This is a genomic window from Succinimonas sp. (assembly GCF_045225735.1).
Lineage (GTDB): Bacteria > Pseudomonadota > Gammaproteobacteria > Enterobacterales > Succinivibrionaceae > Succinimonas.
The window spans coordinates 1-13,884 of the sequence record NZ_JBGVBR010000384.1; the positions used below are offsets into that span (position 1 = coordinate 1).

At 54.8% G+C, this 13,884-nt stretch carries 11 protein-coding genes; 2 read left to right on the forward strand and 9 right to left on the reverse strand.

The features are described 5' to 3' along the window. The first annotated feature begins 666 nt into the window (after positions 1-666). The gene (locus ACJROR_RS13615) at positions 667-1,341 is read left to right on the forward strand and encodes a hypothetical protein (protein ID WP_406547577.1); all 675 of its coding nucleotides are present in this window, start codon (positions 667-669) and stop codon (positions 1,339-1,341) included. Between the two features lie 189 nt (positions 1,342-1,530). Here the strand turns inward: ACJROR_RS13615 and hflC are convergent, their stop codons facing one another. The 9 genes from hflC to ACJROR_RS13660 all read right to left on the reverse strand — a co-directional run bounded on the left by hflC (position 1,531) and on the right by ACJROR_RS13660 (position 13,626). After that, positions 1,531-2,442, reverse strand: a complete 912-nt coding sequence (hflC, locus tag ACJROR_RS13620; protein WP_406043547.1) for a protease modulator HflC — start codon at positions 2,440-2,442, stop codon at positions 1,531-1,533. Continuing rightward, positions 2,442-3,521, reverse strand: a complete 1,080-nt coding sequence (gene hflK / locus ACJROR_RS13625; RefSeq protein ID WP_406547578.1) for an FtsH protease activity modulator HflK — start codon at positions 3,519-3,521, stop codon at positions 2,442-2,444. The genes hflC and hflK overlap by 1 nt, the downstream gene beginning before the upstream one ends. Before the next feature lie 160 nt (positions 3,522-3,681). Then, positions 3,682-5,028, reverse strand: coding sequence for a ribosome rescue GTPase HflX (gene hflX / locus ACJROR_RS13630; protein ID WP_406547586.1), 1,347 nt, complete (start codon positions 5,026-5,028; stop codon positions 3,682-3,684). Between the two features lie 43 nt (positions 5,029-5,071). After that, complete coding sequence (gene hfq, locus ACJROR_RS13635; protein ID WP_406547579.1) at positions 5,072-5,344, reverse strand: RNA chaperone Hfq; 273 nt, start codon at positions 5,342-5,344, stop codon at positions 5,072-5,074. A 427-nt stretch (positions 5,345-5,771) separates the two neighbouring features. Next, positions 5,772-6,734 carry a tRNA (adenosine(37)-N6)-dimethylallyltransferase MiaA gene (gene miaA, locus ACJROR_RS13640; RefSeq protein ID WP_406547580.1) on the reverse strand — a complete coding sequence of 321 codons (963 nt, stop codon included), beginning with the start codon at positions 6,732-6,734 and terminating at the stop codon, positions 5,772-5,774. Continuing rightward, the gene (mutL, locus tag ACJROR_RS13645; RefSeq protein WP_406547581.1) at positions 6,727-9,081 is read right to left on the reverse strand and encodes a DNA mismatch repair endonuclease MutL; all 2,355 of its coding nucleotides are present in this window, start codon (positions 9,079-9,081) and stop codon (positions 6,727-6,729) included. Before mutL ends, miaA begins: the two co-directional genes overlap by 8 nt. Further along, on the reverse strand, positions 9,081-11,177 hold the full coding sequence (locus ACJROR_RS13650; RefSeq protein ID WP_406547582.1) for an N-acetylmuramoyl-L-alanine amidase: 2,097 nt from the start codon (positions 11,175-11,177) through the stop codon (positions 9,081-9,083). Before ACJROR_RS13650 ends, mutL begins: the two co-directional genes overlap by 1 nt. An 89-nt stretch (positions 11,178-11,266) precedes the next feature. Then, a complete protein-coding gene (gene tsaE, locus ACJROR_RS13655; protein ID WP_406547583.1) occupies positions 11,267-11,761 on the reverse strand; it encodes a tRNA (adenosine(37)-N6)-threonylcarbamoyltransferase complex ATPase subunit type 1 TsaE in 495 nt (164 codons plus the stop codon). A 143-nt stretch (positions 11,762-11,904) separates the two neighbouring features. Next, positions 11,905-13,626, reverse strand: coding sequence for an NAD(P)H-hydrate dehydratase (locus ACJROR_RS13660; protein WP_406547584.1), 1,722 nt, complete (start codon positions 13,624-13,626; stop codon positions 11,905-11,907). On the opposite strand from ACJROR_RS13660, the gene ACJROR_RS13665 reads away from it, so the two are divergent. Beyond that, a partial coding sequence (locus tag ACJROR_RS13665) for a hypothetical protein (protein ID WP_406547585.1) occupies positions 13,625-13,884 on the forward strand: 260 nt, incomplete at its 3' end. The two genes, ACJROR_RS13660 and ACJROR_RS13665, sit on opposite strands and share 2 nt — an antisense overlap.

Here is a 13,884-nt window from a genome sequence, read left to right on the forward strand (position 1 = left end):
TCGGTGCTTGTTTAACCAGCCTTTCGTCAAGTTTTGTCATGATTTCTCCTGTTAACAATTGACGGCGCCTATTATAAAAAGAGCGGCCACACTGAAAACGGATAATTGTCACAGAATTTCAATTAGTATTTTTTAAACACGTTTATTATAGTAAGTATGACAATGCCTGACGGATGCAGTTAAATTTCTATACCTGTCCGAAACGGACTCATTAAAATTTTGCTACCCATGTCAAAATTTTTATTTTTCTCGCTAACTAATCGCTATTATATGCCCGACACCAGACAAACCCTTATACAACAAGCTGTGACGGTTGACATTTTTCAGAAGCAAAATTTTCGAAAATCATGGTCTGAAGCACCGCAGACCTTATAAGTTAAAGATTCTCGTTTTGAACCTCTGCCGGAAACGCAAGACGGCTGTTTTTAAGTGTTCGGAAGCCCCGGTTTTTCTCCGGAGAAAAAATTTTTCAGAAGGCGGGATTTTTGTTCAGGAAAGAGTGTAACAGGCTCTCTCAGGCATTGAGAAGGCTAATACTTTTCACTTCGATGAAAAAGGAAAGAGCAGAACAAGGAGGCTCCGTAACAAGTTTCTTTCTCATTTTTCCGCCATACTTAACTCAGTTAGATGTCATCGTCTCCGGCTGTCCCAGACCAAGGAAATCATATGGAAAAACTGAAGCTTCCCGCAGCATACGAAAAGAAATATCGCAGCGCCCATCTTAAGGACATGATTGCAGATCCCATGATGTGGCTGCTCATCCCCGGGGTTCCCGGCGAAGCGGACAGCCCCGCCGGCAAAAAGCGTCTTAAGGAAAACGATCCCCTCTTTACCTTCATTGACACCTATTTTCCGGATAAGGAATTCGGTTTTGAACCGATCATGACAGACGGCCGTTTTGTGTTCCTGCCGCCGGATCCCAATCATCAGGGCTTCGGCATCACAGCCGCCAAAAACTCCTCCGTCCTGCTGGAGGTCTGCCACTTCTGGTATCCGGCGGAATATTCCGAGAAACCGCTCATCGCCAATGCCCTGAATCAGCTTTATTCCCCGGGCTTCCTCATGGCTTCCAAAGAGCGCCTCCGGGATCTGGCGCAGAAGTACTTCTATGACGCCAGCTACGAAAACAATTACGTCGGCGCCTGCGTATTCCCCTTCGGTCCCGATCATGCCGCCGTGCTGGAGGGATATTTTCTGGACAATCTGCCGGAAACAGAAAAGATAATCAGAAATGCGGTTAAGGATGCCCATCCGGAATTCCAGAACAAGGCAGAGGCTCAAATCATGTTTATGAGAAAGCTGATGGCGGAAAGCGCCAAAAAAATGGGCTGGGAATCCTGACAGCATCCCGCCTGATCTTTGTTATCAGCCTCAAAAGCCCCGCAGAAAAAAGCGACTCCAGAAGTTTTTCCGGAACTGCGGGGACATATCCTGTGCGTCCGTATCCTGTGACAGCAATCAGGGCCTTTTCCATCCGGCGCACCGGTGCAAAAGGCCCTGACCTCTTTTGATTTTCAGGAAGGATCCGGATTACTTCATGTGCTTAAAGAACTCATTGTCTTCATCGGTAACAATGATGTTGCCGCCGTTACCCATGCTCTTCCGGTAGGCATCCATGCTGCGCAGAAAATCGAAAAGCTCGGTATTGCGGGAATAGGAATCGGCATAGATCTGCGTTGCCTCGGCCTCCCCCTGTGCCTTGATGGTTTTGGCCTGCTTTTCCGCCTCGGCCAGCTTCACCACTGACTGGCGATCGGCATTGGCCCTGATAGCCTCGGCCTCCTGGCGGCCCTGGGAACGATGCAGCCGGGCCACGGCATCACGCTCTGCCCGCATGCGCTGATAAATGGAATCCGAAACCTCCTTCGGCAGGTTTATCTTCATCATGCGCACATCGATGATGCGGATGCCCAGATCCCGGGCGGAAACCGAGGTGGCCTGAAGAGCATTCTGCATGACCTGATCCCGCTTGGAGTCCTGAGTGTCGTCACTGTCGCCGGCTTCGCTTTTGCCGGAGACGATTTCCTTGATGGTCAGAAGACCAATCTGGCTTCTCAGACTGTTGGTGATCTTGGTGCGCAAAAGGCTTTCGGCCTGGAAGCGATCTCCCTTGGTGGAGAGATAGTACTTCACAAAATCCTCGATCTGCCACTTTACGTAGGAATCGATGATGAGATCCTTTTTCTCCACCGTAACAAAACGATCCTCATTGGAGTTCAGGGTCTGAATCCGGGCATCCAGAAGCTTGACCTTATCCACAAAGGGCCATTTGAAATGAGGCCCCGGCTCGTAAACAATAACCTGACTGCTGCTGTCCCGGAGCACCTTGGCAAAGCGGGTCACCAGAGCGCGTTCGCCCTCATGCACCACAAACAGGGAATTAAACAGCGTGAAGCCCAGAATGACCGCAGTCAGCAGCACCGTGTTCAGCGAAATCTTCATTACTGCTTCCCTCCCTTCTTAATAAGCTCCTCCAGGGGCAGATACATGAGCTGCTGGGCTCCCTTGCTGCCGGTATTGATGATAACCTTGGGGTTACTGCCATAGACCTCCTCCATGGTTTCCAGATAAATGCGGCGTCTGGTAACCTCGGGGGAACGCAGGTACTCCGGAAGAATCTTCTCAAAGCGGGCCACATCGCCCCGGGCCTTGGCCACCACCTCCCGCTGATAGCCCTCGGCCTCCTCCAGAAGCCGGCGGGCCTTGCCCTCGGCCTTGGGGATAACCTCATTCTTATAGGCAACAGCCTCGCGCTTAAAACGCTGTTCGTCTTCCTGAGCGGCAATGGCATCATCAAAAGCGGCCTTCACCTCTTCAGGAGCCCGGGCCGGCAGGAAGTTCACATCCACAATGGAAAGTCCCATTTTATACGGCGAGATAATGTTCCCCAAAAGCTCCCGGGTGGCCTGTCTCACCCTTTCGCGGCCGTTGGTCAGCACATCGTCCATGGAGGTATGACCGATAACATAGCGGAGCGCGCTGTCGGTAGCCTGATTCAGGCTGTCATCGGGATTTACCGTCTGATAGAGGTAATTCACCGGATTATCAATGCGGTACTGCACCTCCATTTCCACGTTAACGACATTTTCATCCTGGGTCAGCATGGATCCCTTGGATCTGGTGGATCGCACCATCTGGATATCCACGGTCTTGTAGCTTTGCAGGAAGGGACAGTACCAGTGGAGCCCGGGTTCTTCAACCTTCTCAAACTTGCCCAGGGACAGCACTACGGATCTTTCGGCCTCCCGCACGGTATAAAAACCGGTAACGGCTATCCCCAGAACCACCAGGAGGAGGATCAGCATAGCTCCTTTAACCGGGGAAGACGACTTTTTGTCAAAGGGACTCCCGCCTTTCCCGCCGGAAAGCTTTTTCCAGAAGTCTGTGATAAAAGCAAACCCGTCGTCGTCGCTGCTGTCATTCTGCGGACGCCGATCCCGCTGCCAGGGATCGCGTCTTTCCCGATCCTCTCTGCCGCTGTCGCTGCCGTCTCCGCGGTCGCTGGGTTCATTCCATGACATGGTAAAACTCCTCTAAGGGGTGTAACTGATTGCGCTTTTGCTGCAAATAGAGATGATTAAAAACAAAACAATGAATTATAGCCATTAGCCGGCAAGAATTAAAGATGCGGATCAGTCCCGGAAACGGCATTTCGGAAATCCGGGATCCCGCCCCCGGATTTCAGTCCTCCCAGACCTCCCGGCGGAAGCTGAAGGAAGCCGGAGCAGTAACATAACGCTCCAGAGCTCCCCCGAAGCGAGCCGAAAGCCTGGCTAATTCCGTCCGGGAGTGGGTAACGCGCAGACAGGCTTTGCCGCTGTCATCATAGGACTCGGATTCGATAGCCCCCATCTCAAAAAGCCGCTGCCTTAAAGCCCCCGCATCCGGCGGCAGGGTTAGCTCCAGACTGATCCGGTCATGACCAAGCCGATCCGAAATGGCCCGAAGGAGGAGGTCAACCCCGGCCCCGGTCTTGGCGGAAATGGACACGGAACGGGGCAGTCCCGCGCTGTCATGCTCGATATGGGGCGAGATCCCGGGAATCCGGTCTATTTTGTTGAAAACCTTCAGCACCGGAACGCTGCCGGCTCCGATGTCCTCCATGACCTCCTCCACCGCGGCGATCATGTCATCCATGTCCCCGTCTGCGGAATCAATAACCATGAGAGCCAGATCAGATTCCCGGGCCTCTCTGAGAGTGGCCTTGAAGGCCGCCACCAGATTATGAGGGAGATCTCTGATAAAGCCCACGGTATCGGCAAACACCGTCTTCCCCACCCGGGGTATGCTGACCGTGCGCAGGGTGGGATCCAGCGTGGCAAAGAGCTGATCCGCGGCATAAACGCCGGCATCAGTCAGAGTATTAAACAGCGTGGACTTCCCGGAATTGGTGTAGCCCACCAGAGACACCACCGGAATCCCCCGGCGGGAACGGGCGCGGCCGTTCTGCTCCCGCTGCTTCTCCACCTCCCGGAGCTCCTTCCGGAGAATATTGACTCTTTCCTTCAAAAGACGCCGGTCATATTCCAGCTGCGTTTCGCCGGGACCGCCCCGAAGACCGAAGCCGCCCCGCTGCCGTTCGAGATGCGTCCAGCCCCGCACCAGCCGGGTCTCCAGATAGCCCAGCTGTGCCAGCTCCACCTGGAGCTTGCCCTCACGGGTGCGGGCCCGGGCCGCAAAAATATCCAGAATAAGAGCGGTTCTCGTGATAACCCGGCAGCCCAGAAAGCTTTCCAGATTTCTCTCCTGAGAAGGCGAGAGCTCATGATTGAAGATAACGGTCTCGCCCTGGCAGGACTCCACCAGAGCTTTAAGCTCCTCGGTCTTGCCGGAACCGATGAAATATTTGGGATCGGGAGCGGTACGGGAACAGGTCAGGAGCCCGACAGCCTCGGCTCCGGAGGACAGCACCAGCATTTTAAGCTCGGCTACCCGCGCCGTATCATCCGCATCTGAAAACGAAACGCTGACAAGGACGGCCTTGGCCCCGCCCCTGCAGCGTTCATCAAAATCGAAAAGAGCAGTGATCTTAAAACTCCTCGGCCTTACGCAAAGCCGGCATCACAGGAATTCAGGATTCTGAAGCCGTTTTTCCCTTCCCGGCAGCATCAGGAGCCGGAGCATCATCATCGGAAAGAGAAACAGCCTTGGCCGGAACAACTGTTGAAATGGCATGCTTGTATACCATCTGATTAACGTTGTTCTTCAAAAGAATAACGAACTGATCGAAAGACTCCACCTGTCCCTGCAGCTTGATGCCGTTTACCAGATATATGGATACCGGGATTCTTTCCTTCCGAAGAGCGTTTAAGAAAGGATCTTGCAATGATTGGCCTTTTGACATAAAAATGAAACTTCCTTAATCAAACCAATAATAGTAGTAGTCACTCACGGATTTTCCGGGCGCATCCCGGAACTCCGCATCCGCCTGACCCCAGGCAAAAATCGTCGGCATTATACACTGATAAGCTCTGATTTCATAGTAAAACTAAACGTATTTCCGCAAATTCCCCTGAAAGCCGGAATAATTACAGCTGTCAGGGTTTCCGGAGAAACTGCCGCTAAATATTAATAAAAAATTCAGCAAGTTAGAACAATAATGCGTCACAACTTGAAAATACTGCCAATCTGATCACTTTTTGCCGGGGAAAGCTCCTGTTTTGCCCTTGCGTTCGCCCTCCCGGCATCTCCATTGCCGCATTTTTAACCGCCGAAAGCCGCCGGGGCTTTTTATGAAATCATCAGGCCCGGGTTCGATCTTCTGAGAAAGCTTATGCCCCTCTCGCCCTGATTTCCCGCAGCATTATCCCGAGGTTATCCGGATCTCCCATGTTGAGAACAGTATAGGGCTCCTTCCAGCCCCGGATCCAGGTCATCTGCCTCTTGGCCAGCTGACAGGTGGCAATTACCGCCCGGGACTTCATCTCCTCAAAGGAGACTTCCCCGGCCAGGTACTGCCACATCTGACGGTAGCCCACCGAGCGGAGAGCCGGGAGCTCCGGATTAAGATCCCCCCGGAGGAAAAGCCGTCGGGTTTCCTCCTCAAGTCCTTCCCTGAGCATCACTTCAAAGCGCTCCTGTATCAAAGGGCGCAAAAGCCGTCTTTCGGGATCCGGCAGCAAAGCAAAGCGCTTCAGCCGAAAGGGGCATTCCGGCCGGGGCTGGCTTTTTATGAGGCTCGTTAAGGAGCGGCCGGTCATAAGATAAACCTCGCAGGCCCGCCCGATGCGCTGAGTATCGTTGGGCGACAGTCTTTCCCAGGATTCCGGATCAAATTCCCGGAGCCAGCTCCTGACCTGAGGGAGACCCTGCTCGGCAATCATGGCGTTAACCCGGGAGCGGATCTCGGGAGTGGTTTCCGGAAGTCCGGAAAGTCCCTCCTCGAAAGCCTTGAAGTAAAGCATGGTGCCCCCGGCCAGGATGGGGAAATGGCCCCGGGCCCGTATTTCCCCCGTAAGTCTCACGGCATCCTCCCGGAAATCCGCCGCGCTGTAGGGATCTCCGGGATCCCGCACGGAAATGAGGTGATGGGGAATCCCCTGCATCTCCTCCGGGGAAGGCTTGGCGGTGCCGATATCCATGCCCCGGTAAACCAGAGCCGAGTCCGCGCTGATAATCTCGCCGTTAAGGGCAGCTGCCAGCTTAATGGCCAGGGCTGTTTTGCCGGTGGCGGTGGGGCCCATCAGGGTTACGGCATCTATGTCTTCTGAGACATCTATGGCATCATCAGTCATGATTGAAATGCTCCCTTATCATTCGCCCCAGAGGCATCTCCCATGCCGTATCCCCCGGCAAAGTCCCGAAAAACCCCGCTTCCGGCACTCCCGAAAGAATCCGTTCCGTCATTTCCCTGCTGAAAAATTCCGGCGCTTTTTCCTGAAACACCGCCCGGAGAAAACCGGTAAAAAAGAGGCTGTCCTCCCAGAGAGCAATATCCCAGAGGGCAGCTGCCATCGTCCCCTGTCCGGGATCATGAAGATCCCGAAGCGCTGCATCCTCGTCAAGGCCGCCGAGGAACATCTTAAAAAACTCCCGGAGCCTTGAGCCCCGTACCAGAAGAGGCACCGCGGTTATCGTAAGCTCATGAAGCCCCGGGGACAGAGCAAAACCCAGAGCGGAAAGAACCTTCAAAGTCTCGGGAGCATAATCCCGGGATACCGGAAACTGAAAGGGGAGAGACAGCTTTGACGGCTTCAGAAAATCAGAGGCGGGCAAGCTGAGCTCGGCCCGAATCCGCTGCCTGAAAAGGATGCCGGCCAGCTTTCGGATATTAACGGCCCAGATTTTCTGATCCGTCTGAATCAGAGCATAGCCCTTTTCAGGAATGATGAAGGAAAAGCTCCGGGAATTATCCCGGGACGCGGTAAGCCAGGGCATAAGATCCCGATCCAGATCCTCGGGAGTTCGCATCCGGAGCCCGGTATCGCCGGGATTTCCGGGGTTAGCTGGATCCCTGTTTTCCGGATCAGGAGTCCCGTCATTTCCCCGGGAAAATGTGTCCGCCTGGACTGAATTATCCCGGGCTGGTTCGTTCTCCCGGAGCCCTATGGGATTAGTGCGGCTTAACCGCCTCAGGGATTCTGAAAACTCCTGCGCCCGGGCATCCTGAAAGCGTGAGCTCATGCTGCCTTCCTGTCCGGAACTGCCCTCCTGTCCCCGGCCCTCCTGAAGGCTGCTGGAAAGAGCCAGAAAACGCGAGGAGGCGGAAAAAAGCGCTCCCCCGGAGCTGGTTGTTCCCGGATTATCCTCCTTCCGGCCGGTTTTATTCCCGAAAAGCCGGAGATAAACGCTGTCCGGAGCCTTGCCGTTCCCTGCCGGGGATGGGGCCGGCTCCCGGTCATAGCAGATAACCGCCGCATCCGGAGCCGCCAGATCCGCTTCGGAATATACCGCGCCGGCAGATCCTGAAGAGGAAGGAGGGGCAGGCGGCACGGGAGGATCCGGGGGAAGGATCTCCGGAAAAGAGGCCTGAGCCAGACTCTCCCTGCGGAGATCCCGGAGCCGGGCTTCATTTACCGCGAGAGGCCGGGGCGCATAGCCATGATCCGGATCCGGTTTCATGGTTTCCTCCAGAGTTTCCGGAAGAAGCTGCCGGGCTCTTCTCAGAGTGTTTTTCAGGACCAGGGCAATAAAATCATGCACCTCGTTGGGATTCCGGAACCTGACCTCATACTTTTGCGGATGCACATTAATGTCTGCGTCCCCGGGATCCAGCTCCAGGAAAAACACATACTGCGCCGAACGCTTTTCCCCCAGCTCCTCCTCAAAGGCGGTATTGATGGCATGAGTCAGGGTCTTGTCCTTGACAATGCGGCTGTTCACAAAAAAGTACTGACAGGGCCGGGGGATCTCCGCGGGGTTTACATATCCGGAAAACTTCAGCCCGTTCCTTTCCTCGGAGAAGCTTAAAAGATCATTCAGAAAGCCGTTCCCCACAATGGAGCGGAGTCTCTCCCGGTAGGTCTTTTCATCAGAGGCCTTCTTTAAATCGTAGATAATGTTTTTGCCGTTTCTGAGAGAAAACGCCGCCTCTCTCCGAGACAGGGCCAAACGTCTGAAGATCTCCTCGATCTGCAGGAATTCAGTCTTTTCAGAACGCAGAAAGCGTCTCCGGGCCGGGGTGTTGAAAAACAGATCCCTGACCTCTACTGAGGTACCCTCAGGATAGGCCGCCGGCAGGATCTCGGCCTCCTGACCCAGTCCCTCCACCCGGACTGACCAGGCCATTTCCTGATTCCGGGGATGGGAAACCAGAAGAAGCCGGGATACTGCGGCAATGGAAGCCAATGCTTCGCCGCGGAAGCCCATGCTGAGAAGATGATCCAGATCCTCAATAGCGGAAATCTTAGAGGTGGCGTGCCTTTTCAGGGCCAGGGGGAGTTCCTCCTTGGGGATTCCCGAGCCGTTGTCCCGTACCTGAATCAGCCGGGAGCCGCCGTTTTCAATAACCACGCTGATATCATCGGCTCCGGCATCCAGAGCATTCTCCATTAGCTCCTTCACTACCGCAGCCGGTCTTTCCACCACTTCCCCGGCGGCAATCTGATTGGCCACCTGAGGCGGCAAGAGATGAATTCCCATTATTTTTTCTTCGGCACCTTAAGACGCTGTCCCGCATTGACCTGATTCTTCGTAAGGCCGTTCAGCTGTTTCAGATGTTGCGGGGACACCTTGTGATCCTGAGCGATTTTTGAGAGGGTATCGCCCTTCTTTACCACATAGATAACGGTTTTTTCCGGGGCGGCCGGCTTTCCTCCGGAGGAGGCGGGTTTATTGCTCCTGGCCGGAGCCCGGGGCTCGCTCTGGGCGGCCACGCCGCATCTCAGGGTATCCTTGTTCTTATAGACAAAGTTCTTAATTCCCAGATAAATGGCATGAGCAATGGTTCTCTGGTACTTCCCGGTAGCCAGAAGACTCGCCTCGTCCGGATTTGAAAGATAACCGGTTTCAATAAGGAGAGAGGGAATGTCCGGAGCTTTCAGCACGGCGAGAGAACGGTTTATGGGCACTGATTTATGCAGCGTGGCAATCCTGCCCATGCTGCCCAATATTTCCTTGGCTAAATCATTGCCGTCGGATCGGCTGGTATTAGAGGCCATGTCCACTGCCACCTGCTGCAGCAGGGGATCGTTGTGAGCCTTCAGGAACTCTCCCAGACCGGCCAGCATTTTGGTATTGTCGGTATTCTGCACGCTTTTGCTGTTTTCCCGGTTGGCCCGATCCCGGTTCAGCACCAGCACCGACGCTCCCTGGGCCTGACTGTTCAGCGCGCTGTCCGCATGAATGGAAATGAGGAAGTTGGCTTTGTTATTCCGGGCAATCTGGGAGCGCCGGCCCAGCTCAATAAAAATGTCCCGGTTCCGGGTAAGCTTGCCCTCCAGCAGGGGATCACTGTTCAGATAGGCCACAAGGCTCCGGGAAATACCCAGAGTTACCGCCTTTTCCTGCACATTCCCCACTCCGATGGCTCCGGGATCCTTGCCGCCATGACCGGGATCCACTACCACGGTGCAGGTGGCGGAGGACTTTCTCTTGTAGGCTGTGGGTTTCGGGGGCTCCGGGGCGGCGAGACGCTTTTCCAGAGATTCCGTCGGCGCCTGATTGTCCCCCTCGGAATTGAGGTCGGCAAAAAGCTCGTTCTCCAGTTCCCGGATATCCCGGACGTCCTTGCTGTTTCGGGAGTTCCGGCTGGGAGTTCCGCCCTCATTATTCTTTCCGGCCGGATGATTGTCCTTCTTCTCGGCCTCCCGTTTCCCGGCCAGAATTCTTTCGGCTTCCTTCCGCTCGGCCTCGCGCTTTTCAGCCAGGATTCTTTCCGCCTCCTTTCTCTCGGCCGCCTGTTTCTCAGCCAGAAGTCTTTCAGCCTCTTTCTTCTCGGCGGTCCGTTTCTCCGCCTCCCGCTTTTCGGCCAGAATTCTCTCTGCCTCTTTCCTCTCTGCTTCCTTTCTCTCGGCTTCGCGCTTTTCGGCAAGCTTTCTTTCGGCTTCCTTCCTTTCCGCCTCGCGCTTTTCAGCCAGAATTCTTTCCGCTTCCTTCTTCTCGGCTTCCCGTTTCTCGGCCAGCCTTCTTTCCGCCTCCTTCCGATCCAGCTTCTCTATCTCATTTCCAGAAACGGCCGGCTTCCGAGTGTCCGTAACTGTCCCGCGTTCCCCCGGCTTCTGACTGCCGGGTTTTCCGGATTCGTTCCTTTTGGAAGCAGAGTTCTCCCCGGTTCCGGCCGCCCCGGGATCCCGGGAGGACTGGGCAGCAGAAGCCGGACTCATGCTGTCCTGATGCGGAAAATCAACCCAGAAGCTGTTTCCGGACTTATTCACCCGGGGAACCACGCTCTTTTTCAGGGGAAAGAAGTAGTGCACCTGATCGCTGGTGCCTTTGGGAGTTCGGTTGATAATCACATTGGCAATGACGCTGGAGCTTTTTATGGAAATGGGGCCGGTCTTCCGGGACGGATCACTGATGTCGTGCAGCACCACCTTGTATTCTGTGCCATCGTCCTTGCTTTTGAACACACTGAACTTCGGGGGCTCCTTCATGGTGAACATGATGCGGGTGCAGTCCTTTTTGCCCTGAGAACAGGCCGCAGACTGCACGCTTATTATTTCATTGGCATATGCTCCGGCCGTCATCATGAGAAAAACGGAGAGAGCCATGCCGGAAATAGAAAAGAACTTAAACATCTGAATCCAACCGCAAAACCGGAAAACGCTTCTGAAGCTCAGATTATAACAAATATGGAAGCAGGATTACCGGCAGGATGAAAAAGCTTTCAGGAATTAGCTCCGGACCTAAGCTGCGCCATAAAGGCCGCTGCTATCTCGGATCCCCGGGAATTCATCCCCGTAAGAGCAAGAAGCCTCCCGTTATCCTCATAAAGGATGCTGACGGTAAGATCCGGATCCGGCAATATGCCCTGCCCCTGCTCCGGCCACTCCACCACCCGGATGCTCCGGCCCGCAAAGTAATCCCGGATGCCCATAAGCTCCAGCTCCTCGGGATCCTTAAGGCGGTACAGATCAAAATGCCACACGGGGATATCAGAAAATTCATAGGGCTCCACCAAGGTATAGGTGGGACTCTTTACCATGCCGCTCCAGCCCCGGGAGCGCAGAAAACCCCGGGTGAAGGTGGTTTTGCCGGCCCCCAGATCCCCGAGAAGAAATATGGTGGTGTTTTCCGGAGTCAGGGGCCCCAGAATTCTTCCCGCTTCCTCTGTGGCGGCTTCATTCTCCAGAAATATTCCCCTGGAAGTTATTTTATGCATTGCGTACCTCAGCAAATTGCCAGTTATTCTGATTCCGGAACCTGAAAAAGGGATCTTTTAACAGGAATGTCCTGGGCTTCCTGATTTTCCAGGCCTTCCCTTTGTCTTTGCTCCCCCTTCCCTTTATTGTCCGGTGTCTTTCTTTATTTTTCCTTTGGTTTTTCCTGAACTCCTGCCCTGCCGTTAATAAGCCTTCTGATAAAGGGCAGCAGATCTCCGGCGGCCATGCCGAGAGCCCCGTCCGTCTCTTCGGACAGGCACCCGGCCTCGCCGTGCACCGCCACCCCCAGAACTGCGGCCTGAAAGGGATCCATGCCCCCGGCCAGCAGAGCTCCGATAACCCCGGAAAGGAGATCTCCCATGCCGCCGGAAGCCATGCCCCGGGATCCGGTACTGATAATCACGGTAAATTCACCGTCGGATACCAGAGTGGCGGCAGATTTAAGCACGGTAATGGCTCCGTATTTCCGGGAGATCTCCCGGGCCGTTCCCAGAGGATCCGCGAGCACGAGAGCAGTGGTTTTCCCGGTAAGAAGAGCCGCTTCTCCCACATGCGGAGTCAGAATCAGGGTTTCCGGCCGGCTCCGGGGCATAAGGGCGGGGTTCTCAGAAAGCCTTAGGAGCCAGTAAAGTCCGTCGGCGTCAACCAAAAGCTTCCGGGCCTTCCCGTATATTTCCCGGAAAATCCCCCCGCTCCTCGCGGATCTCCCCAGTCCCGGTCCGGCCACCGCCGCATCGCACCAGGCAAGATCCTTTGGAATATTTTCCGGAAAGCCGGTCATGATTTCAGGATTGAGAGCATTAAGAGCGCTTCTGTCGCCCCCGGAGAATACCGCCCGGATAAGACCGGCTCCGGTTCTCAGCGCGGCTCTTCCGGCAGTGATAAGAGCTCCCTCCATGCCAAGAGATCCTCCGACAAGAAGAATCCGGCCAGCGTCCCCCTTATGAGCTGAACGGGCCCGTACCGGAAGAAAACGGCCAAGATCATGGTAATTGAGAGCAAAAAGCTTTTCGCGAGCCTGCAGCATCCTGACATGATACGCAAAGTCGGGGAGATCATTAAGCACCGTGATCACTCTGCCTGCGTAGTCACCGGCCTGACCCAGGAGAAGACCGGGTTTCCTGGTAAAGACTGTAAGGGTATAAGAGGCCCGCACTGCCAGCCCCGGCATCAGGGGCATTCCGGTATCAGAGTTGAGCAAGGAAGGCACGTCCAGACTTATTACGGGACAGCCCATCCGGTTAATTTCCCTGACCGCGGCGGCAATCTTTTCAAAAACCGGGTCGCCGGGACGGCTTTTAAGGAAGCCGATACCGGTAAGGGCATCAACGATCACGGGACTTCGAGATGTTCCGTGAAAAAGCTCTGTCATGATTGCCGGGATTAGATCCGGTGTCATGTCCGCATCTTTTGAAGGTTCCGTACGCCCGCCCAAAGCAAGATAGCTCTCCCGGGCCCGGACAGCGGCAATGCCGGGCTTCTGCGGCACTGCCTGAAGCACCAGCACCCGGGAATAACCGCTTTTCAGAAGCTCCCGGGCCACAATGTAGCCATCCCCGCCGTTATTGCCGTTTCCGGCAAAAATCGCCATCGGGGTATCCCGGGGGGGATAAAGACTGATAAGCTCTCGCGCCATGGCCGCCCCCGCCTGTTCCATAAGAGCAAAGCCGTCAGCGTCAAGATAAATCTTTTCAATTTCCCGGGTGGCTGCCACATTGAAGACAATATCTGATAGATTAATGTCAATTTCCCGGCCGGCAATAAACCTCCGGATGAAAAAGCCCGCAGAACTCTGAGTTACCGGCGGGGAATCATTGTTACTATTATCAGCGCTCCGCATAGCGCTTGAAGAAGAGTTATTCATGACTGCTGTCTCAAAAGATTCCGATGCTTCCGGTATAAATATTCCGGAGCTTATGGAAGCCATAGCGCAAAAGGCCCGGGAACTCGGACTCATCCCGCTGGGCTATGCCCCGGCCGCCCTGGCTCCCCTTGGTGAAAAATCCTTTCGGGAGCATCTCCGGGTCGGGATTCCCGCCGGGGTGGCCTATCTCAGCAAAAATCAGGAGGCCAGGAACGATCCGTCCCTGATTTTACCAAATTGCAGTCTTATTATGAGCTT

Bases quoted from the DNA above. Each gene is read 5' to 3' on its own strand.
- ACJROR_RS13615 (WP_406547577.1), top strand. From the start codon at position 667: ATGGAAAAACTGAAGCTTCCCGCAGCATACGAAAAGAAATATCGCAGC.
- hflK (WP_406547578.1), bottom strand. From the start codon at position 3,521: ATGTCATGGAATGAACCCAGCGACCGCGGAGACGGCAGCGACAGCGGC.
- ACJROR_RS13650 (WP_406547582.1), bottom strand. From the start codon at position 11,177: ATGTTTAAGTTCTTTTCTATTTCCGGCATGGCTCTCTCCGTTTTTCTC.
- hflC (WP_406043547.1), bottom strand. From the start codon at position 2,442: ATGAAGATTTCGCTGAACACGGTGCTGCTGACTGCGGTCATTCTGGGC.
- miaA (WP_406547580.1), bottom strand. From the start codon at position 6,734: ATGACTGATGATGCCATAGATGTCTCAGAAGACATAGATGCCGTAACC.
- mutL (WP_406547581.1), bottom strand. From the start codon at position 9,081: ATGGGAATTCATCTCTTGCCGCCTCAGGTGGCCAATCAGATTGCCGCC.
- ACJROR_RS13660 (WP_406547584.1), bottom strand. From the start codon at position 13,626: ATGAATAACTCTTCTTCAAGCGCTATGCGGAGCGCTGATAATAGTAAC.
- hfq (WP_406547579.1), bottom strand. From the start codon at position 5,344: ATGTCAAAAGGCCAATCATTGCAAGATCCTTTCTTAAACGCTCTTCGG.
- tsaE (WP_406547583.1), bottom strand. From the start codon at position 11,761: ATGCATAAAATAACTTCCAGGGGAATATTTCTGGAGAATGAAGCCGCC.